The sequence below is a fragment of the Pedobacter arcticus A12 genome (assembly GCF_000302595.1).
GTDB lineage: Bacteria > Bacteroidota > Bacteroidia > Sphingobacteriales > Sphingobacteriaceae > Pseudopedobacter > Pseudopedobacter arcticus.
Genome location: NZ_JH947127.1, coordinates 267,101 through 288,215, shown reverse-complemented (window position 1 = coordinate 288,215; position 21,115 = coordinate 267,101). Strand labels below are relative to the sequence as shown.

Below are 21,115 nucleotides of genomic sequence, written 5' to 3'. Positions count from 1 at the left end.
ATATGTACTTTTAATATACCAACATTAAGGACGGTAAATAATCACTTCAAACGTAAGTATATCAAAGTATTATGTGTTAATTTATATTTTCCGTTTGTTATAAAATATCTACTCCAGTCTTAACTGATGATTTTTCAGGCAGTAACAACTTTGATTTTGAGAGGATTATGATGATTTTTCAGGCAGTAACAACTTTGATTTTGAGAGGATTAAATAGCGTTGTATTTCTCCACTCACTTTCAGTGGTAAATATCGAGATTTGATTATTTGAACTGCTTTATAGATTGAAAAAGATTTTCGATAGCGTCATTGATGAAAATAAAAAGACTTTTAAAAAAAATATCAAAAGATGAAGGGTTTTCTTTAATTCTTGGGAATTCCCTATTATCTGTTTTTAGCTTTCTAATTTTAATTATTCTCTCCCACAATTTGTCAATTGGTATATACGGCAAGTTAAGAGAGATATTGTTATACTCTGGGCTGATTATTCAATTTAGTACAGCGGGATTTTCTCAAACCATTTATTATTATTTAAATGTTAAAGCTTGCTTAGAAGAAAGGAAGCTAATTGTAAAGCAGGTACGTATTTTTCAAATTATTTTACTCTGTACTTCCGTCTCTATTCTAGCCTTTATATTGACTACTTATCTTTCCAACGAAAGTAAGCTTAGTTTGATAGACTGGCTATCAATTATTACTTATATTTTCTTTTCTGGTTTATCTGTTATAGACTTAAACCTTGCTTTAGTTTACGGAAAATACGTTCGTTATATTAAGTATAATATTATAATTCAAGCCGGGAGGTGTATTTTACTTTTAGTACTCACCTCTTTTTCAATGAATTTAACCTACATATTGGTTTTGAATGCAGTAATGCAAGCTATTATTGGGTTAGCTAATTGGGCAGTGTTGAAAGACGATTTTTTTGGAGCAAAAAGTTGGAATTTCGATCTTAACTTACAGAAAACACTGATTTCATATGCACTTCCTCTATTTTTTAGTTCTATTTCAAGTTTTCTAATTGCCAACACCGGTAAATTTATTGTTAGTTTGGAAAGCAATAATTTAGCAAATTTTGCTGTATTTGCAAATGTAACATTTGATGTGCCGTTTTTGGCAAATATATATATATCGTATTTTACTATTGCTTTACCTGCAATGATTATGGCGTATCAAAATAAAAATGATGGGGAAGTTATTCAATTACGGTTTAAGTATATTTTAAAAGTTGTTAATGTTATTTTTCCTGTTTCAATAGCTGTTGTTGTGTGGCATAAAGATTTTATCGGTCTTTTTTTTGGTAATAGCTATGTACAATATTCTTACTTGTTCGCTATATATTCTTTAGTCGGATTATTAAGAGTTTGTAGTCATCATGATATATTATTAGCAACCAATCGAACAAAATTTATATTTTATTTTCAATTTGCCGAACTTATTTTTCATGTTCTGCTATCTTTAGTATTGTACAAATATTTAGGAGTTTTGGGTTTAGTTTTCGCCGTGGTGATTACAAGTTATTTGTACGTGATATTAGTTAATATTTATAGCGCTCAGATACTTAATGTTAGTATATTAAAACTGTTTCCTTACTTAACTATCTTTAAAGACTTAGTGGTTTTTGGAATATCAGCATTTGCTTTGCAGCGTATATTCGATTATTTTACGCCAACGTTTTCTTTTTATATTTCGATAACTATTTGGTTCTTATTTGTGTTATTAATTAAGAAACAATCAATTGAGAAATATTTAACTGATAATAGTTAAGATATCCGGTTTTGACTTTAGTAAATGAATTTTAAAAGAATTTTTCGGGATAACTTTTTCTAACAATAGTTGCCAACTTTCAGGACTCCAGAAATGAATATGACCATCAAAAAAATCCATCCTCCCGTTAGGAACTGTAATGATAATTCTTCCATTTTCATTTAAAGAATTTGCGAAATTTGAAATTATAATCTCAGGATAACTTAAATGCTCTAAAACAGAACTACAAAAAATTAAATCAAATTTATCAAGTCTACCTGTATAAAGGTCTGTTTGTTCAAAAACAATATCGCTAAAGTTCTTATTTGCATAAGCTACGGCTACGTCTGAGTGATCGATGCCTGTGACGCTTGCTTCAGGGAACTGTTTTTTAATTAAAGTTGTTAAAAAGCCACATCCACAACCTGCGTCCAAAATTTGTAATGGTTTATTGCTTAAGTTTTTCTTTGTTATGTCTAAAATTTCTTCAAAAGCGTCGGTTCTGCTTTTACTCAGGTAATCCCTTAAATTAGTTATGGAAGAATAATATTTATCTGTATTTGTTGGTGAATTGTATTCAAAAGCATTTTGATTTCCTACCAAAGAAGATTTTCTATAAATAACAAATCCCTTTTTTTCTATGAATCTGCGTAATGCAGTTCGTAATATTTTGTTCATCTATTTTCTCAAATTAAATAGTCAAACATACTTAGAACATTATAGTTGTTATACAAAGAACTTAGAAGTATGATTAAGATAAGGAACTAAGCTAATAATTTGAATTTAATTTATTGTCTATTCTACGAAAAATCTCAAGCTAAACATTAAAGAAAGTAGATGGGCCATTTTTAAGAATGAGATTATATTTTAATCGATTTTGACTTTTTAAAAGAATAAAAAATAGCGTCTTTTAATTTGTCAATTTTTGCCCAAGTGTTTAAAGTGATAAAAGGTATTACCAATATAAACAACTCAAAAAACATCACATCAACAAAGATAAACGTTGATATATGAATAATAAGCAACGATAGAACCAAGTAGTGGTCCATTTTTTTTGTAAAAAAGCCTATTATAAAAGCCCCTTCTAGCAAGATAATCACTTTCGCTCCAATGTTAAGTATTAGCTTATGTTTAACTAAATATAAGTACAATTTGGTTAATAAATCTTCGGGATTTTGATATATATACCACGAAAGATTATCAGTAAATGCTTCATAACCGTACTCAGCCTGAAAAAAGCCTAAGTGAATAATTTTCCAAAGAAATGCCGAAAAATAGAGCCAGCAAATATAATAGCGTAAAAATTCCCAAGTTATTTTAAAGTTTTCATTGGTACTTGGCCATAGTGCAAAAGTTATTAAAATTATCCCTGAAAAGACATGAACGGAATGACTAATATTAATGTTTAATAATACGGTATAGCTAATTAGAACCAAGGTAAATAGCACCTTGTATAAGGTCTTGTCTGGTTTTGCAAAAACTATTAAAGCTGTTATAAATAATAAAATAGTTAAAATGTTAGCGCCCCAATAACTTGAGATTAGTATCTCGTTAATATCGAAGTATTGAAACATCCAGTATAGTGGGTCATAACTATAATTGTGTATAACCGGTGCTTGTAGTTGGTTTGGTAAAATATAGGAATAGCCTCGCCAACATAAATCAAATAAAATAATAACTACAATAATTCTTGTTATTAGCCGTCGAAACAAACTGATATTATTGATTATCATCAGAGCCTTAGTTTTTGTATGAGAGAATCAACTGCTTATCCTTAACAGCATAATTGCCATTTTCGTACGTTGAAGTTATTTTAAAGATTTTTAGGTCGGTTATCTTTCTGTTCTCTACCTCAGATACATAGCTTACCAGCCAGTCTGGAAATTTATTTAAGTCTGCTTTCTGATAAATTGGTGTTTTTAAAAAGAATTTCTTATACGGTTTGCTCTCCAAAGATTTTTGGGTTTTCTTTTGCTGTAACGTATAGCCACCGTTATTTCTGCACTCAACAAATTTTGGTATAGTATAAGTCAGCATAAGCTTTTGATTGGTGTTCCAAAAATATTTTTTATTAAATAATTTGTTGTGGTTGTATGTGAGGGTATAAAAAATATTCTCTTTGCGTATTTGTTGCGGTTTAGCATACATTCTCCAAACGTAAAATGGAGTTGTTTCCAATTTTGCGATATTTACTAGAAAAGTAACGCATATTATAGTTATAAATAGCCAATATAACTTTCTGTTTTTCTTCTTTACCTTTTCTAAAAAATACATACTGTTATAAATTGAATTTCTTTTGTTAAAGAAATTATGAGATTTTGACTATATAGAGCTTACTATCTTAGTAGATAAATTTTACCAATGTTATTTTTAAAAAGTTTAGAGTTCGTGGCTTGTATTTTTTTGTAAGTTTTATCTTCATTATCTCCCACCGTAACCTTATAAAAATACACTCCATTTGCAAGTCTGTCACCATACATGTCTGTGCCGTCCCATGTAAAGTCTGTTTTATTGTTCCCAATCCTTAAATTTCCAAGTTCGGTTCTGTTTATTTCCCTCACTACTTTCCCGCTTGCTGTAAATATTTGTATGTTTATCTTATCTGGTATTTTATTGCCAGTAATAGTGAAAACAAAATTCATTGAACTTACTACGGGGTTGGGGTAAGGGTAAAAATTGCTTATTGCAGACTCATTTATAATGTTAAAATCCACCAGAAAGTCTGGTTTACTATTTCCATTTCCACTATTGTCACGATACTTAATTTTCAAAGTATAAATGTCGTCAGCAAGGTTTTTAGGGGTAAAATCTAGAACGTATTTATTTGATTGCGGCGAAGCATTTTCTTTTACAGTTAGAACATTTGATGAATAGCTGATTTTTTTGAATTCGGATTCTTTCGAGCCTTTTAAATAAACATCAATCTTACTCGTGTCTTTCATTAAAAGGAATTGGTTTTCATCGGTTGCAGTAATAGAAATCAATGGCGATGAGCTTACGGTCTCACCATTTATGATGCTTCTACCATCAAACAAAACATTCAGTACTGGCTCTTTTTCATCTCGTAAGACCGTAAATCTTTTAGAAATAAAATTATTAAACTGGAAAGCATCATTAACTTTTTCATAACCACTTGTCAATCGAATGATATTTTCTCCACCCAAATTATTGGTGAATTGTGAAAGACTTACGGTAGTATTTTCAAAAGGCTTTAAACCACCTATTTTACGGACAAGTTTTAACTCCCCAGGTTTATTGTTGTTAACTATTTGATAGTAAATACCTATTGAATCTGTCTGATATTTTGATAGGTTACTTAATCCGTAATTTATTTTTAAAGAATCGCCTTCTTGTATTTCATCTTTGTAAAATTCGTTTTTTAATTGCGGATTAAAAGAAAGTTCTGGGACTGGTTGGAAAAAAACTTTTAGCTGGTTTATTAATGGTATAGTTCGCAATAAAGAATTCTCAAATGAGATTTTAATTTTAATATACGGGTAATTAGTTGCATTAATGCTAGATAGATTTTGATTGTTTGTGGTGAAATTATTTAAAAGGACAGATTCTTGATTTTTATTATCAATCCCTATTACACTGTATTTTAGGTTGTCAGAAGGTCGTTCATCAAATAAACTTTCTAAACTATTCCAAATTATAGCAGGACCTATTTTTGTGCTTTCTATTGACCCGCTAGACGCCTTGTATTGTAGATCCACGGCTTTCTTAATAATCTGTTGCCTAGGTGGAATACTTGATGAATAATCTGCAGTGACTTCAATAGCCGTTCCAGGAGCTCCTCCTTTAACAGCCCAAAACATGTAAGGTTCACCTCTTTCTAGATTTTCAAATTTAACGAGTCCTAAATTTCTTAACTCATTTTTTATATTTAAAGGTAATTCTTTGAAAGATATATTGTACCCATTGTAACATACAACATTTGAACCCAAAGGTACTTGTTTTAAGTAACTCAATAGAGAATCTAATTCAACAGCATTATTTGTATTCCAATAATATTGACCCGTATAACCAATGATAGGCCCAGTGCTGTTAGCAACATTGAAAGGACTTGGGTAGCTAAATCGTTTACCCCATACTACAGGGTCATAAGCGACTAAAGTAATTCCCTCAAAGCCTTCACTAAAATAGCCTAAACCAATCCCTCCGTATCGATATCGCTTTTCTTCCAAAGTCGAGGCATCATCTCCCCGGGTTTGTATGGTAGTTGAAAACACGTCGGGGACAAATTCGAGGTAATCGTTACTTTTTACAATGTTTTGCGAGTCAAATTCCTTTAACTGATTATACGATGAAACCATAAATCCGTCATTACTGTCTTGAACGTACGTAAACGAACTTTCAGCCCATTGGCCTCCTTTATCAATTGGTAAATTTAATCGGGCTCTCCAGTAGTAAAGTTTTCCATTCTCTAACAAAACATCGGGGCTCCAAGTAGGAAACAAGTCTGCTTTAATTATTGGAGATGTTTTTTTGAAATTAGAGTCGAAATTAGGTGAAGTGTCAATCTCAAATAAATATTCTGCATTTAGGGTAAATAAATCATCGGGTTGTGCCTTAAGTTCTACTCGTGTTGTATTTAGAATTGAGTTTTTTAAAGGATAGATTAAGTTAATACTATTCCCGGGTAGAAATATTTCTAAAGTAGCATCATTATTGGTATTTGCGTTCTCTCCGATTGTGCCTCTAGGATTGAGTTTAATGGAAATCTTATTATTTCCTGAAAGTCCTGCTAAATTATTATCTAAACTCAGGGCTAAAGTATCTGAATTAAAAACTGGTTTTATTTTGAATATTGGTAAATTAATTACGGAATTGTTAGGTAGTGTCCTGCTCACCTGTATTTCTAAACTGTCGATTACTGCTTTACCCTTATTAGAGATTATAGCATTAATTTGTAAAGTAGGATTAGTTGAGTTTTGATTTGAGACTGCGGGAAAAATTTCACTATTAGATATTGAGTAGTCCGGTTTATCAGGAGTGAGAAACTTTAAATATGGATCGCCTAAAAATATATATTGTCTTGTATGTGCTAAATTTAGTTTATCATTGGCTGATTGAAAAGTGCCTAAACCAATTTTTATCCCTTTTGATACTGATATCCCGTAGTTCTTAACAAACCAACTTTGGTAGAATTTAAGTGAAGCACTATTTAAATATGACGCAACACCTTCGCTTGAGGTCCCTATCCATCCCACCGCTCCAAAATCTTCCTGAAGTAAGAATCTTTCTCCTAAAGATTTTACGTTTGAAAAAACATTTCCCGTACTGCATCCGTTTACTAAATATATTGTAGGTTTCTCTTTATTTCCTAAAGTAGCGGGTTCTCCCATAAGTATTTCTGTGGTTATTGTACTTCCATGGCCTAAAAAAGAAATAAGTCCTAATCCTTGCTGGGTTTCCTTAACAATTACATCCGTAAAGCTTTCTGTTACCGGAACGTTAACATTTTTTTTTACGTATAGCGGGTTAGCTCCATAGAACTCTTTTTTTGCTACTTCCGCAAGGGAGTTCTGATAAGATTGGAAGCTGGAATTTTCAGAGAGTGTTCTTCCACCCGAGATAAAAAGCATTCGTTTTCTCCATAAATCATCGCCCAAGGTGTTATATGCTTTTATCTTATTTAGGTAATTGTATATATCCGCATTATTTTCTGCGGGCACTCTACCAGTTGCTAACCCCGGTTCCAGTTTACTCCCGTTTAATCCAGCGGTTAGCATATTATCACTGCCAGGAAACCCCATTGTCGGCACCAAATCACTACCAAGATAGTCTCTTGAATTCTCATATCCTTTACCCAACAACAAAAGATACTCGGGCTTTGTACTCCCTTTTTCTATCATGTAGTTACAATAGTTTCTTAAAGCCATTGGGTGATGAAAACCATAGTAAAACTCATTATATAAGTCTTCTGTGTATTCTAAAGCGGTAGGCATTCCTATACTCTCATTATACTGTTTATAAGCTAAGGCTCCATCACTCAAAGAAGTGTGAGAGATCATTAGATAGCTTTTCGACGAAGCTGGATTGGTGTTTTTGAAACTGACGTTAATTGTAGTAACTGGTTTTGAAAGCGATAAATCAGCCAGATAGTAATTCGTTGTTGTATTGGTGTTTTTTAGTGAAAATTGGAGGGAGGCTGTTGTTGAATTGGCGAAATAAATATTTGTTCCGTTTTTCTCCACAATAAAAGCTGTAGTAAGACCCGAATTGGTAAAGTTTAATAAATTGCTTTCTTTTGAGCCAGAGACGTTAAAAGTTAGGTTTTTTAGACTGTTCAAGTCCAAGTTTCTACTATAATTGAGTTGAATGTAACCAAGTGCCTGGAAATCCGTAACAGCGCCCAAATCGTCTACCGACGAAACAGAAATAGCTGTTGTTGCAGAACCTACTGTTAGTGGAACGGTTTTTCTAATTGTTGTATAACCTCTATATAGAGAGTCAAAAAGGGGACTGCCACCCGTAGAGATTCTTAAATGGTGATTTTTACTTTGACTGTTTGTCGATGAAGCATTCGATCGCCCAGCAACGTAAAAGGAAATCGTAGGTTGGAATGAAGGTGTGTTCAGAAAACCTAATGTGTTTAGTTGATAATTTTGATTCTCTCCCTTACCAAAGGTACTTCCTAAATATCCCTCGCCTTCAGTATATTCAGATAGAGACATAGCGTCTAAAATATATTCTCCCGGATAATAGCTGTTGGACAGATTGATACGTTCGTTAACAACAACAAAACTCTCTGGTGTAAGGCTAGTGTTAACTTGATTATTAACAATATACCTTAGGCCGTCGTTGGCTGTTGAGTAAGTTAAAAAGTAGTAGTTGTCATTCTCAAATAAGCTTACTTCAGAATTTGGGAGATCTGCAGGGTTTTGATATAAAACTTTATCGAGCGAGGCATTATTTTTATTTCCGTAAAAGTAAATTAAATCACCGTTATCGAAACTACCGTCAGCTGTTCCCGTAATATAAAGCGGTACCTCAACACCTTTATTAAATATTTGTAATTTAGATGGGTTTAGCTGGCCAGTTTGGAATGCGCCAGCATTTATATCACTAAGAGTTATTTTATATATACCTTCTTCGCTTACTTTTATCTTTAGATATTTCTGACTAGCGTTAATCCATTCGTTACCATACGTTTGAGCATAAGATTTTGACCAAATCAACGAAAAGAAAATCACTAGAAGTAAAAGGTGTTTTTTCATAAAAATTTATTATGCTCGAGTTCTCCTTTTGTGAATGGGATTATCGACTCTGATACAAGTTCAAATATACTTAGCAAAAATGGGAAATGCACCACTTAACGATTTGCTATACTTAAAAGGATCGAGATTATAGCAACAACAGCTCTCAAGGAATTAATTAGTAATCGATATATACGGGTAAATTGACGAAAGGGATTTAATCGTACCCTTACCCAACCCTAACCCCATTCTCAACCACCTTATCCGTTGTTAACAAAGTTACAGAATTACCTTCACCAACAGCACCTAAAATCAAACACTCGCTCATGAAATTGGCAATCTGTTTCGGCTCAAAATTTACAATAGCTGTAACTTGTTTGCCAACTAGTTGTTCCGGCAGGTAAAGTACGGTAATCTGGGCGGATGTTTTTTTAATACCAAGTTCGCCGAAATCTATCCAAATTTTGTACGCTGGTTTTTTTACCTCCTTAAAAACGACTGCTTTAATAATTGTTCCCACTCTTATATCTAAACTTTCAAATGCGCTAAAAATATTCATCCTGCTAAAGTAATAATTAGCATTATAATTGCTTTCTTTAAGCAAATCAATTTTATGCAGATACCTTATAAGCTTTTTGTTGCTTTCCTTTTAATGTTATTGCCTTTAAAAGGCATCTGTCTACAGTCTCAGAATGATATTTTAGGCAAATGGATCTCTACAAAAAAGAATGTAATTATTGAAGTTTATAAAGTTTCCAATCAGTTTCAGGCAAAAGTGTTGTGGTTTAAAGACACCGATGATCTCAGTAGGCCAATGCGGACAAGAACCGATATCCATAATCCTAATAAAGGATTGAGGGATCAGCTTATTTTGGGTATGGATGTATTGGAAGGTTTACTCTATAATTCTGATAAGCACAGGTGGGAGAAAGGAAGAATTTATGATGCTAGCAGCGGAAGGCATTGGAGTTCTGTGGTTTATTTTAATAAAGAAAACCAACTTGAAGTTAAAGGCTACTGGAAGTTTGAATTTTTATGTCAAACCCTTGCTTTTACAAGATTTAAACCTTAAATAAAATTTGGCATCATTACTGGTTATATCAATAAATATAAACCAAAATTTGATATTATGGATAAGTTAAAACAGTTTGATTTGATGGAGAAAATAAGCAGGGAGCTGGAAGATTTAAAGCACAGCCAAACTGCAGTTATCCAAAAAATTGGGAAAATTGAAGTTGATAATATGGAGCTCAACAACAAAAAATTGGAAAGTAAATTAGGAGATATGCATCAAAATGCAGCGGAGATATTAGATTCCATTGCTGCCGTATTAGAAAACTTTGACGAAGTAAAAGATAAGTTCGAAGGGAAAAATAACATCGAAGGATTAAGAGCTCAAGAAGCAATCGATAACATTAAATAAATTAATCTATCTATCGAAAACAGAGTCTCGCTATTTACTTAGCGGGACTTTTTTTTGACCATTTTTACCGCTTGGAATAAACGAGGATTCTACTGTTGAATAAGGACTTTTAAATCGATTGTAATATCTCCAAATGCTTCATCACTGCTCTAATTTCACCGTATGAAATCTCGTTTCCCATTGCTTCTTTGGTTTGGTTGATGGAAATAGGCTTCGTTTCATGGATGTAATCAGTGATTTTATCTACCTTTTCCTTTGCAATGAAATCCGAAACTGCAATTTCACCACTTTCTATATAATGGGTTAAATGTGTTTCAATTGTTGAAGCCACAAAACCTCGCTCTTTTGCGATATCTTCCACAGATTTACCCGCTTTAAACAAATCAAGGCTGAGACGTTTGGTGTCGGTTTTACTGATTTTTGAGGTAATTAAACCCTTGATAGGGGCTTGTTCTATATTGTTAGCTTCGCAATAATCAGAAATCATAATCAACAATTCGTTTCCGTATTGTTTTACTTTTACTTTACCGATGCCTTTGATACTTTCCAGTTCCTCATAGTTTGACGGAAGCTTATTGGCTAAATCTGTCAGTACTTTCTGTGGTAGAACCTGGTAAACTGGTACGCCATAGTCGTTAGCCAGATCGTCTCTCCATTTTTTGATGGTTTGGAAAAGTGGTGCATGTTTTACGCCTGCTGGCGCTGCCGTTTTTCTAGGTGTAACAACAGAAGTCTCTACTTTACGGGAATTGCTAAAATCTATCTCCGCATTAGCTTTGGTTTTTAAGTAAGAAAGTGTTTTAAAGCCTTCGCTGCATAGTTTTAAGCTACTTTGTTTAACAAAAAGTTCTTTGTTCAACGTTTCTAAAGCTTCTTCAATGTGTTTTTTTACCGATTTGTTATCCGCATCAAAATCTGTTGCCTTTAACTGTTTTTCTATCTTTTCCAAAACTTCCAAAAAGTAGGTACAGCCTTTTCTAATGCGGTTTTGAAGCTCGTCGTTTTCTTCTGGCAGCCCATTATCTTGCAGTTGCGTGTAAATCTGTCTTTTGAATTTTTCGGCAACGTCGTAAATCTTGTTATCGCCTAGTTCTCGGACTTTATTGATCTCGTCTAAAAAACCATCTGTTATGGTCTGGTGGTTTTCTTCCGATAGCTTTTTGATTTGGAATAATGCACCTTTTAAGGTTTTAAAATCAAATAAATCAAACAACAAATTTTGCTGAAAAATGATTTTGGATTGTACCAAATGGTTTTCGTCGGGTGCATTTTCTTCTGCATTTCTGGTGAAATTGGAAACTGTACCATCGGTTTTTACGCTATTGAAGCTGATCGGAGAGTGCAATACCAAGCCTTCAAAGGTTTTGCATCGGCTTAAAGCCACGTAAACCTGTCCGTGGGCAAAAGCTGCATTGGCATCAATAATGGCTTTGTCAAAAGTTAAACCCTGACTTTTGTGGATGGTAATTGCCCAAGCTAACTTTAGCGGATATTGCAGAAACGTCCCGATTATGTTTTCTTCAATCTCTTTGGTAGAAGCATTGAGCTCGTACTTAAAATTTTGCCATTCGGCTTTATTGACTATGATTTCCTGATAATCTCCAGGGCATTTTACGTAAATGGTTTCGTCTTTTATTTTTGTGATTTTTCCTATTTTTCCGTTGAAGTAAAGCTTATCTCTTGAAATGTCGTTTTTAACAAACATCACCTGCGCACCAATTTTAAAAGTTAGCTCAGCTGAGTTTGGATAAGAAAACTCTGGGAAATCGCCATAAACCTCTGCTTTAAAGGTGTATTCCTTTCCTTTCAATCCAGTTAGTTTGCCTTCGTTAATTTGATTTGCCGAAAAATTATGAGAACTTAAAGTGATGTAACCTTCATCCTCATGCGGGTTAAAATTTGGGATGTAACGGGAATTGAGTTTTTCTAAGGTTGGTGCATCAATCTTGTTTTCTCTTACAGCATTTAACAGTTTAATAAACGTATCGTCTGACTGGCGATAAATATGTTTCAGCTCGATATTGATGGGAAAAGTTTGCTTTAGTGCATTACTATTGAAAAAATAGATATTATCATAATGCGCTTTCAGCAAAGCCCATTCATCGTCTTTTACTACTGGCGAAAGCTGGTGTAAATCGCCAATCATCAACAGCTGCACACCTCCAAAAGGTTTTGTTCTATCGCGGTAACGCCTTAAAACATCGTCAATACTATCTAAAGTATCGGCCCGAACCATACTAATCTCATCGATCACCAACAAATCCAAACTTTTAATCAGGTTGATTTTTTCTCGGTTCATCCTGCGGTTTTGGTTCGCTTTTTCCGAGTTACCGGGAACGTACGGCCCAAAAGGCAATTGAAAAAAAGAATGTATGGTACTGCCACCAGCATTAATTGCAGCAACACCTGTTGGCGCCACAACAACCATGCGTTTTGGGCAGGTTTTTTTAAGCTGATGTAAAAAGGTGGTTTTTCCTGTTCCTGCTTTACCTGTTAAAAAAATATTTCGGTCTGTAAACTGTACAAATTCGGAAGCTAATTCTAACTGAGGGTTTTTTGAAAGCATTCAGTGTGTTTTTTAATGTGGATGATGTACAAATTTAAACTAATTTTTCTTTTAAGCGTTTTGCTTTCCACCATTCGTTTGTAAAAGCTAAGGCAATTAAGCAATATTCTACAATAGTTAACAATGTGCTTTGTTGGTACGGAAGACTAACATAAGTGTAATAGGTTAAACAGATAAGTGCCGACCACAATAACGCAAACCGGAAATTAAGAAAGGGGGTAAAGCAAACTAAAATAACAATATACCAAGGATGAACAACGGCGCTAAAAAGGTAATAAACCATTATAAACCAAAAACTTCCTTGTAAAATATTCGACGATTTTCTGTAAGCGAGATAAGAACCTCCAAAAGTGCAAGCCAATAAAATAATACGGGTGTATGCAATGGGATCATGACCTAATAACGTCCAACCTGCGGATTTTAACAACTGAGAAATACTTCCGTTAAACTCAAAGTTGCCGTAATAAAGCTTTATGCTGCTCAATAAATGTTGAGCCAAAGTAAGGTTGTGAATAAAAGGTAAAAACAAAATTAAAATGATAGCGCCCACAATCACTCCCGAATAAATTGTTTTTCTGAAGCCGATATGTTTGATGAAAAGCGGTAAAAAGATTAGTGGCAAAAGCTTAGCACAAACAGCAAATGCCAGAGCAAGTGAAGCTAGAATCCATCTGTTTTTTAAAAGAAACCAGAAAGAAAGCAACGTGAAAAATATCATTACCGCTTCAAAATGAAGGTTTCCGGTAAGTTCTATAATAACCAAAGGATTTAGAGCATACAGAAAAACTAAGCTTTCCTTTTTGTTAAAATTGCGTAGGAACTTTCTGATCAAGTAAATGTTACCGATATCAAAAACGATAATAATCAGTCGTAAAATTACGATGGAAGAAAGTAGATTTCCTTTTCCCGCTAAGGCAGTGAGGAAAAATGCCAGCTGATTAATTGGTGGATAAACTGAGTAATATTCGGGTGAGTTCATTTTATCAAAAAGAGAAACATCTACCCAGCTATAATTGAAAACCAACAACTCTTTGGGGGTAAAAGAAAATGGATTTATGCCATGGAAAATTTGTGCCCCATCCCAAAAAAAGCGGTATAAATCATCGCTCAGTAATGGAAATGCAAATAGTAAGACGAACCGAAGAATAGCTGCTGTTGCGTAATTTACTTTGTTAAATTGGTCCGAATCAAACTCTTTTAAAATAATGAAATAAGCAATAAATGCAATTCCAATGCCTGCCCAGTAGCTATAAATGTGGGTTCTATCTGGAATAAAATAGCCAATGAAAACCACCGCAATCACCATGATTAAAGCCAAAAAGATAAGGGATGCAGGATTTCTAAAACGTTCGGGAATGAGCATAAAATTCGATAACGTTTAAATTTACGATAAAATTGAATTTAATCATCTATTTGTGATATGCCTGCCTGCGGTAGGCGGGTCTCTCTATCGTTCGACATGAAGAAATTTTAAAATAGGAGCGCCCACAATACAAAAGCAATAACCAAAGTAGACCTCTAATTCGCCCTTGGCCTTTGCGGTAACGAATGACCAAAATAAACGCAATTCCGTTAATAGCAAAGGGCGTAGGCGAGAGTTTTTTGTTTACTTTTTTGCGGAAAAAAAGTAAATGCCTTTTGCCCGGCATGAGGGCAGGCAAGCCTGTGCGCAAAAGCAAATACATTTTAAATAAATCGAGAAACTTGAATTATAAGGTCAAAAATCAAAAACAAGCTCATGGCATATTTCTTGAATACTTTCTTCCAAATCCTAAAAAGAAATTATGAGATCTATCTGGAACGGAACAATCGGCTTTGGTTTGGTAAACATCCCTATTAAACTTTACTCTGCTATTGAAAGCAGCAATTTGGACCTAGATATGTTGGACAGTAGAGATCACCAACATATTAAATACCAACGGATCAATGAAAAGACACGAAAAGAAGTTCCTTACGAAAAGATTGTGAAGGGCTATCTGATTAAGGATGATTATGTGGTTTTAGAAGATCAGGATTTTGAGGACGCCAGTCCAGAAAAGAGTAAAAACATTGCGATAGATAATTTTGTGAAAGCAACAGACATCAACCCGATGCTTTTCGAAACTTCTTACTATGCGGAGCCAGCTAAACATGGCGAAAAGGCTTATGCACTTTTGCATAAAGCCTTAGAGAAAACCAAATTGGCTGGTTTCGGTTCATTTGTGTTAAGGCAAAAAGAAGCTTTATGTGTAATTTATCCAAAAGATGAAGCGCTGGTAATTTCGAGAATTCGTTTCGCTCAGGAGATACGTAAAACCACCGAAATAAATACGCCCGATGACGTTAATATCCCAAAAAAAGAATTAGATGTTGCCCTGGCTTTGATAAAACAGTATACTTCGGATTTTAATATCGAAGCTTATAAAGATACTTATCACGATCAGTTGCTGAAAATCATTAAAGCTAAAGCTAAAGGAAAACGCCCTACTATTAAAAAACTAAAACCGCAGAAAGCGAAAAGCGACGATTTGTACGATCAATTAATGGAAAGTTTAAGCAAGAAAGGAGCTTAGCAATGAGTTTAGATAAGTACAATAAAAAGCGAGATTTTGAATCGACTAAAGAACCTCAGAAAGGTAAAACCAAGACGACAAAAAAACTGCGTTTTGTAGTGCAAAGACATCATGCCTCGCATCTGCATTATGATTTTAGGTTAGAGCTTGACGGTGTCTTAAAAAGCTGGGCGATACCGAAAGGTCCGTCTTTAAATCCAAAAGATAAGCGTTTAGCAATGATGGTTGAAGATCATCCTTACAGTTATAAAGATTTTGAAGGGGAAATCCCGAAAGGAAATTACGGCGCAGGTACTGTTAGTGTTTTTGATGAAGGCTTTTACACTTCTTTAGCTAAAACTAGAAAAGACGATGTTAAAACTTTAGAGGAAGGTTTAAAAACGGGTAACTTAAAATTTGCTTTAAAAGGGAAGATACTACAAGGGGAATTTGCCTTGGTGAAATTGAGGAATGCAGAGCAAAACGCTTGGCTTTTGATTAAGCATGATGATGAAGGAGCAGTGCATAAAAAGTTTTCGGCTGAGGATTTAATAGATGCTAAAATTAAAAAAGCCGGAAAAGATTTTAAAAAAGCGAAAGAGCCGGTAATTGTACAACCTAAAGAAACTACAGAAAAAGCAAAACCGATAAAAGAATACAGTCCGATGTTGGCAACGCTGTCTGAAAATATTTTCGATGATGAAGATTGGATTTTTGAACGCAAATTAGATGGTTATCGCATTGTAGCCAAAGCGGGAAAAAAAGTAAAATTAACCACGCGAAACGGCAAGAATTACAGTGATAAATACCCGCTTGTTGTGAAAGAACTGGGGCATATTGAAGAAGAATGTGTTTTAGATGGTGAATTGGTTGCGCTAGATAAAAAAGGAAATGACAACTTTCAGTTGCTTCAACATTATGAAGAAAGTAAAGCGCCATTAAAGTACTTTGCTTTCGATTTATTGGCGCTTAACGGTAACGATTTAACCGAAATCCCACTTTTAAAGCGTAAAAAATTGTTAGCGCAACTGTTAAAAAAATACAGTTTAAAAGATGTGATTTATAACGATCATTTTGTTGGAGAGGGGAAAAAGGCTTCCAAGAAAGCGGAAAAAGAAAAATGGGAGGGCATCATCGCCAAAAAGAAAGATGATGAATATTATGCAGGCAAACGCAGTCAGTCCTGGTTGAAATTTAAATTCAGTAACAGTCAGGAAGCGATTATTTGCGGTTTTACAAAACCAGCCGGAAGCCGGAAATATTTTGGAGCTTTGGTTTTAGGGATCTTGGGCGACGATAAGAAATTGAAATACATCGGTAATTGTGGGACAGGTTTTACCGAAAAAGTTTTGAAAAGCCTTTTTGCGAAGATGGAACCTTTGCAGACGCAGAAAAAGCCGGTTTTAGGGAAAGTAGCACAGGAATCTGCCGTTACTTGGATAAAGCCCGAGCTGGTTTGCGAAGTAACCTATAGCGAATGCACAAACGACGAACACTTGCGTCACCCAGTTTTTAAAGGCTTAAGAGAAGATAAAGACAAAGATTCTGTAAAGGAGGAAAAAGTGAAAATTAACAAAAAAGATGAGCATAACTTTTCCGGGAAACAGGATATCACCAAAACCTACAAGTCCAAAAAAGTCAATTTAAGTAATTTAGACAAAATCTATTGGCCCAAAGAAAAAATCACTAAGGGAGATTTGTTGAATTATTACGATCAAATTGGTGAGCAGATGTTGCCTTATTTGAAGGATAAGCCGCTCTCTTTAAATCGCCATCCAAGTGGAATTACAAAACCAGGATTTTTTCAAAAAGACGTAGATACGAAACATATCCCGAAATGGGCGAAAACCACGGTGGTACATTCGGAAAGTAACGGTAAAGACATCGATTATTTAGTTTGTAATGATCAAGCGACCTTGCTTTATATGGCAAATTTAGGTTGTATTGAAATTAATCCGTGGTTAAGCACTTACAAAAAACCAGAAAACCCCGATTTTATGGTGATTGATTTGGATCCGGATGGCAATGATTTTCAGGAAGTGGTAAAACTGGCTTTGGTAGTGAAAGCTGTTTTTGACGGAATGGGAGTTACCGCTTATGTGAAAACATCAGGTTCAACCGGCATTCATATTTACACTTACATTGCTGGTGCTTACAACTATGATTTTGTGAAAGAATTTGCTCACTTCATTGCTCAAAAAGTTCATGAAGGCAGTCCGGATAATACAAGTTTAGAACGTTCACCTTCTAAAAGAAAAGGCAAAATATACATCGATTTTTTACAGAATAGGAGAGGGCAAACCATTGCAGCTCCTTACTCTGCCCGACCAAGACCTGGCGCCACCGTTTCTTTTCCGCTAAATTGGGATGAATTGGATGAAAGTTTAGACATGACGGACTATGATATTTTTAATGTTCCTGACTTAATCAAAAAAAGAAAAGACCCTTGGGCTGATCTTTTTAAGAAGAAGCAGAATTTAAAGGAAGCGCTGAAGAAGTTGAAAGTGGGAAAGTGGAAAGTTAAAAGCACCGATTTAACGTTAACAAAAAAAGGCTTCGGATAAAAATCCGAAGCCTTTAGATATAAAAATAATAATAGAATGCTTATCTATCGCCGCCTCTACGGCCACCACCACTGTATCCACCACCGCTACGACTTCCGCCGCCACCTTCTTTCTTATCATCTCTGCTTTTTCCAGAGAAATCTCTGAAACCACCACCGCTGTTTCCACCGCCAGTGCGTTCTCTGCGTTCGCCGCCACCGTAACCACCGCCACCGCCGCTTCTGCGTTCTCCGCCTCCGCCGCCGTAACCACCGCTACTTCTCTCTCTGCGTTCGCCACCGCCGCGTCTTTCGCCGCCACCGTAACCACCGCCATTGCCTCTGCGTTCCCCGCCACCACTTCTCTCTCTACGTTCGCCACCTTCTGGAGCATCTCCAGAAACTTCGATTCTTACATCACGACCGTGGAAATCAATTGGTTTAAAAGCTTCGGTAACTTTTTCTACAAATTCTGTTTCTACTTCAAAGAAAGAGAAAACACCTTTCATATCAATTTTACCTACAGATCTTCCGGTTATGCCAGTATTGTTACAAATGTAACCTAACAAATCACCGCGAGAGAAATCATCAACCGCACCTAAATTAATGAACAAACGAGTAAAACCTTCGCTAGTTCCTCTATCTCTACGTTCTCCACGCTCACCTCTTTCGCCTCTTTCTGGTCTGTCGCCATCTCTTCCTCTATCGTCTGCACTGGCGTTTAAATCTCTCGCGTTTTTGTAATAGTCTAAAAAGCGGTTAAACTCTAAAGAAACAAAACGTTTGATGATATCTTCTTTGCTTGCATCAGCAAAAGCGTCCATAATACGTGGTAAGTACTGGTCAATCTGACTGTCGTTAACCTCAACCGTATTTACTTTATGAATTAAGCCAAATAATTGTTTTTCAACAACATCAAAGCCCGTAGGTACTTCAGCCTTTGTAAATTGCTTACCAATAGTTTTCTCTATCTGACGGATTTTACCAGTTTCTCTTGAGTTGATAATCGCAATCGAAATACCAGATTTTCCTGCTCTACCAGTACGACCGCTACGGTGCGTATAGTTTGCAATCTCATCAGGTAAAGAATAGTTGATTACGTGAGTAACATCTGTAACATCAATACCACGAGCAGCTACATCTGTTGCAATTAACAACTGTAAGCTTCTATCGCGGTAACGCTTCATTACCTTATCACGCTGTTGCTGAGATAAATCTCCGTGTAAAGAATCGGCATTGTAACCGTCTTTAACCAAAGATTCAGCAATTTCTTGCGTTTCAATTTTGGTACGGCAAAATACTATACCAAAAATCTCAGGGTTGTAATCAACAATACGTTTAAAAGCAGCGTATTTATCACGGGCTTTCACCACATAATATTCATGCTCAATATTTACGTTACCTGTGTTCTTAGTTCCCATGGTCAACTCTTTGGGGTCGGTCATGTAGTTTTTTGCAATTGCCCGTACTTCACGTGGCATTGTTGCAGAAAACAACCAAGTTTTTTTAGTTTTTGGAGTAGTTGATAAAATCTCATCAATATCTTCCTGAAAACCCATATTCAACATTTCATCGGCCTCGTCTAAAACAACGTAACCAACTTCAGAGAAGTCTATGGCTTTTCTGTTCAAAATGTCTTTCATACGACCAGGAGTCGCAACAACAATGTGAACACCTCTTTTAATGTCACGCAATTGGTTTACAATATTGGCACCGCCATATACTGCTACCACACTTACGTTAGGGAGGTTTTTTGCATAATTTTTAATGTCATTGCTAATCTGCAAACAAAGTTCGCGAGTTGGGCAAAGAATTAAAGCTTGAGGGAAATTTTTCTTGTAGTCTATTAGTTCTAAAAGTGGAAGACCAAATGCGGCGGTCTTTCCGGTTCCTGTCTGGGCTAATCCGACAAAATCGTTGCTGCCTGATAACAAAATAGGAATGGCACCTTCCTGAATCGGAGTTGGGCTTTCGAAGCCTAACTCGGTTATCGCATTAACAATATCTTCACGGATCCCCAATTCATTGAATGGGTTCATGATTATTTATAAAGCCTAGCAACATTGCTAAGCAGGGCGCAAAGGTATGGTATTTATTTTAAAACCACAATATTTTTTAAGTAGTTGATTGTTAGTGGTTTTTAATGAAACAGGGATTAAAAGAGTGAATGATGGAGTGGGTGAACGTGAGAATTTTGAAGAATAATGGTTAGGTGTTTTTTTGAAAAGGTGCTGTTGTGCTTTTTAACTCCCGATAGTCCCGTTTTCCGCTATAGTCCTCACTCGCTGAAAAAGCTCGTTGTGGGCTGTCGCTTCAACCGGGTTTAGATAACTTTGGTCTTTCGGTTTTTATTTGGGTTTATTTGGGAGAATTTCGTGATTTTATTTTAATTAGTCTATTTATGTGAGTGAGTCCTACTATTGTCTCGTAATAAAGCTACCCGTACAACAGCAAACTCCAAACCTTATTGGTAACTTTCGAGTCTACATCTTAAAAAACTAAATAAATGTTTGATCAGTTTAAAAGTAGATTTCGGATCGATAATCATAAATGGAACGAATACATCAATTGCTTTAATAGACTTGAAATTCCAGCTAAAACTGTGCTTTTAAGCGAAGGCGAAACTTCAAAAAAAATGTTTCTGATTGAAAAGGGCTGTATTCGGGTATGGTTTAACAATAATGGAAAAGATATTACTTGTCAGTTTTTTTTTGAAGATGAAATGGTTTCATCCATTGAAAGCTTTAGAAAGAATATTCCCAGTCCAGTTACTGCCGAAACCATTGAGCCAAGTACCGTTTGGTGGATACATAAAAAAGACCTGGATAGAATAATAGAAGAAATTAAAGAAATTCCCCGATTTAGAGATGTGTTTATTAATACAATTTTTGAACGAACGTTCGATTATATGAAATATTTTTTTTCAGCTATCAGAGATACGCCATGCCAACGCTACCTCAACTTAATAAAAGAACGACCACAAATTGTAAAACGAGTTCCGCAACATTACATTGCTTCTTATTTGGGAGTTACTTCTGTTCACCTCAGTAGGTTGAAAAGTAAACTGGCTAAGCAGTGAAAATTTAATAACAAATGTTATCGTGA

Annotated in this window: 14 protein-coding genes; 6 read left to right on the top strand and 8 right to left on the bottom strand. The window is 35.1% G+C overall.

Annotation, left to right across the window (positions count from 1 at the left end; translation table 11 throughout):
* The first annotated feature begins 312 nt into the window (after window positions 1-312).
* The gene (locus tag B176_RS0112825; protein WP_017259223.1) at window positions 313-1,767 is read left to right on the top strand and encodes an MATE family efflux transporter; all 1,455 of its coding nucleotides are present in this window, start codon (window positions 313-315) and stop codon (window positions 1,765-1,767) included.
* Here B176_RS0112825 and B176_RS0112820 read toward each other — a convergent pair.
* The 5 genes from B176_RS0112820 to B176_RS0112800 all read right to left on the bottom strand — a co-directional run bounded on the left by B176_RS0112820 (window position 1,750) and on the right by B176_RS0112800 (window position 9,507).
* Entirely contained in the window at window positions 1,750-2,424 is a 675-nt protein-coding gene (locus B176_RS0112820; RefSeq protein ID WP_017259222.1) for a class I SAM-dependent methyltransferase, read from the bottom strand. The genes B176_RS0112825 and B176_RS0112820 overlap by 18 nt on opposite strands.
* A 182-nt stretch (window positions 2,425-2,606) precedes the next feature.
* On the bottom strand, window positions 2,607-3,320 hold the full coding sequence (locus B176_RS0112815) for a hypothetical protein (protein ID WP_017259221.1): 714 nt from the start codon (window positions 3,318-3,320) through the stop codon (window positions 2,607-2,609).
* 166 nt (window positions 3,321-3,486) lie between these two features.
* Window positions 3,487-3,783, bottom strand: a complete 297-nt coding sequence (locus tag B176_RS20990) for a hypothetical protein (protein WP_154647982.1) — start codon at window positions 3,781-3,783, stop codon at window positions 3,487-3,489.
* Window positions 3,784-4,082: 299 nt separating this feature from the next.
* Entirely contained in the window at window positions 4,083-8,969 is a 4,887-nt protein-coding gene (gene porU2 / locus B176_RS0112805; RefSeq protein ID WP_017259219.1) for a putative type IX secretion system sortase PorU2, read from the bottom strand.
* A gap of 208 nt (window positions 8,970-9,177) precedes the next feature.
* On the bottom strand, window positions 9,178-9,507 hold the full coding sequence (locus B176_RS0112800; protein ID WP_017259218.1) for a tRNA-binding protein: 330 nt from the start codon (window positions 9,505-9,507) through the stop codon (window positions 9,178-9,180).
* Between the two features lie 54 nt (window positions 9,508-9,561).
* Here B176_RS0112800 and B176_RS0112795 point away from each other — a divergent pair, with 54 nt between their 5' ends.
* Together B176_RS0112795 and B176_RS0112790 are read left to right on the top strand one after the other, a co-directional pair.
* Window positions 9,562-10,020, top strand: coding sequence for a DUF2147 domain-containing protein (locus tag B176_RS0112795; RefSeq protein WP_017259217.1), 459 nt, complete (start codon window positions 9,562-9,564; stop codon window positions 10,018-10,020).
* Window positions 10,021-10,077: 57 nt separating this feature from the next.
* Window positions 10,078-10,371 (top strand): hypothetical protein, encoded by a 294-nt coding sequence (locus B176_RS0112790; RefSeq protein ID WP_017259216.1) that lies wholly within the window; start codon window positions 10,078-10,080, stop codon window positions 10,369-10,371.
* A 109-nt stretch (window positions 10,372-10,480) separates the two neighbouring features.
* On the opposite strand, the gene B176_RS21505 is transcribed toward B176_RS0112790, so the two are convergent.
* Both B176_RS21505 and mptB read right to left on the bottom strand, forming a co-directional pair.
* Window positions 10,481-12,937 (bottom strand): helix-turn-helix domain-containing protein, encoded by a 2,457-nt coding sequence (locus B176_RS21505; protein WP_017259215.1) that lies wholly within the window; start codon window positions 12,935-12,937, stop codon window positions 10,481-10,483.
* 34 nt (window positions 12,938-12,971) lie between these two features.
* A complete protein-coding gene (gene mptB / locus B176_RS19565; protein ID WP_017259214.1) occupies window positions 12,972-14,300 on the bottom strand; it encodes a polyprenol phosphomannose-dependent alpha 1,6 mannosyltransferase MptB in 1,329 nt (442 codons plus the stop codon).
* A gap of 421 nt (window positions 14,301-14,721) precedes the next feature.
* Here mptB and ku point away from each other — a divergent pair, with 421 nt between their 5' ends.
* Both ku and ligD read left to right on the top strand, forming a co-directional pair.
* Window positions 14,722-15,489, top strand: coding sequence for a non-homologous end joining protein Ku (gene ku, locus B176_RS0112770; RefSeq protein ID WP_017259212.1), 768 nt, complete (start codon window positions 14,722-14,724; stop codon window positions 15,487-15,489).
* Between the two features lie 2 nt (window positions 15,490-15,491).
* Window positions 15,492-18,032 carry a DNA ligase D gene (ligD, locus tag B176_RS0112765; RefSeq protein WP_017259211.1) on the top strand — a complete coding sequence of 847 codons (2,541 nt, stop codon included), beginning with the start codon at window positions 15,492-15,494 and terminating at the stop codon, window positions 18,030-18,032.
* Window positions 18,033-18,072: 40 nt separating this feature from the next.
* On the opposite strand, the gene B176_RS0112760 is transcribed toward ligD, so the two are convergent.
* Entirely contained in the window at window positions 18,073-20,049 is a 1,977-nt protein-coding gene (locus B176_RS0112760) for a DEAD/DEAH box helicase (protein WP_017259210.1), read from the bottom strand.
* Between the two features lie 467 nt (window positions 20,050-20,516).
* Here B176_RS0112760 and B176_RS0112755 point away from each other — a divergent pair, with 467 nt between their 5' ends.
* Window positions 20,517-21,089, top strand: a complete 573-nt coding sequence (locus B176_RS0112755; RefSeq protein WP_017259209.1) for a Crp/Fnr family transcriptional regulator — start codon at window positions 20,517-20,519, stop codon at window positions 21,087-21,089.
* The last annotated feature ends 26 nt before the right edge of the window (window positions 21,090-21,115 follow it).

Bases quoted from the DNA above. Each gene is read 5' to 3' on its own strand.
- mptB (WP_017259214.1), bottom strand. From the start codon at position 14,300: ATGCTCATTCCCGAACGTTTTAGAAATCCTGCATCCCTTATCTTTTTG.
- B176_RS0112795 (WP_017259217.1), top strand. From the start codon at position 9,562: ATGCAGATACCTTATAAGCTTTTTGTTGCTTTCCTTTTAATGTTATTG.
- B176_RS0112755 (WP_017259209.1), top strand. From the start codon at position 20,517: ATGTTTGATCAGTTTAAAAGTAGATTTCGGATCGATAATCATAAATGG.
- B176_RS0112800 (WP_017259218.1), bottom strand. From the start codon at position 9,507: ATGAATATTTTTAGCGCATTTGAAAGTTTAGATATAAGAGTGGGAACA.
- B176_RS0112760 (WP_017259210.1), bottom strand. From the start codon at position 20,049: ATGAACCCATTCAATGAATTGGGGATCCGTGAAGATATTGTTAATGCG.
- B176_RS0112790 (WP_017259216.1), top strand. From the start codon at position 10,078: ATGGATAAGTTAAAACAGTTTGATTTGATGGAGAAAATAAGCAGGGAG.
- B176_RS0112820 (WP_017259222.1), bottom strand. From the start codon at position 2,424: ATGAACAAAATATTACGAACTGCATTACGCAGATTCATAGAAAAAAAG.
- B176_RS0112825 (WP_017259223.1), top strand. From the start codon at position 313: ATGAAAATAAAAAGACTTTTAAAAAAAATATCAAAAGATGAAGGGTTT.
- B176_RS0112815 (WP_017259221.1), bottom strand. From the start codon at position 3,320: ATGTTTCAATACTTCGATATTAACGAGATACTAATCTCAAGTTATTGG.
- ligD (WP_017259211.1), top strand. From the start codon at position 15,492: ATGAGTTTAGATAAGTACAATAAAAAGCGAGATTTTGAATCGACTAAA.
- B176_RS20990 (WP_154647982.1), bottom strand. From the start codon at position 3,783: ATGCTGACTTATACTATACCAAAATTTGTTGAGTGCAGAAATAACGGT.
- ku (WP_017259212.1), top strand. From the start codon at position 14,722: ATGAGATCTATCTGGAACGGAACAATCGGCTTTGGTTTGGTAAACATC.
- B176_RS21505 (WP_017259215.1), bottom strand. From the start codon at position 12,937: ATGCTTTCAAAAAACCCTCAGTTAGAATTAGCTTCCGAATTTGTACAG.
- porU2 (WP_017259219.1), bottom strand. From the start codon at position 8,969: ATGAAAAAACACCTTTTACTTCTAGTGATTTTCTTTTCGTTGATTTGG.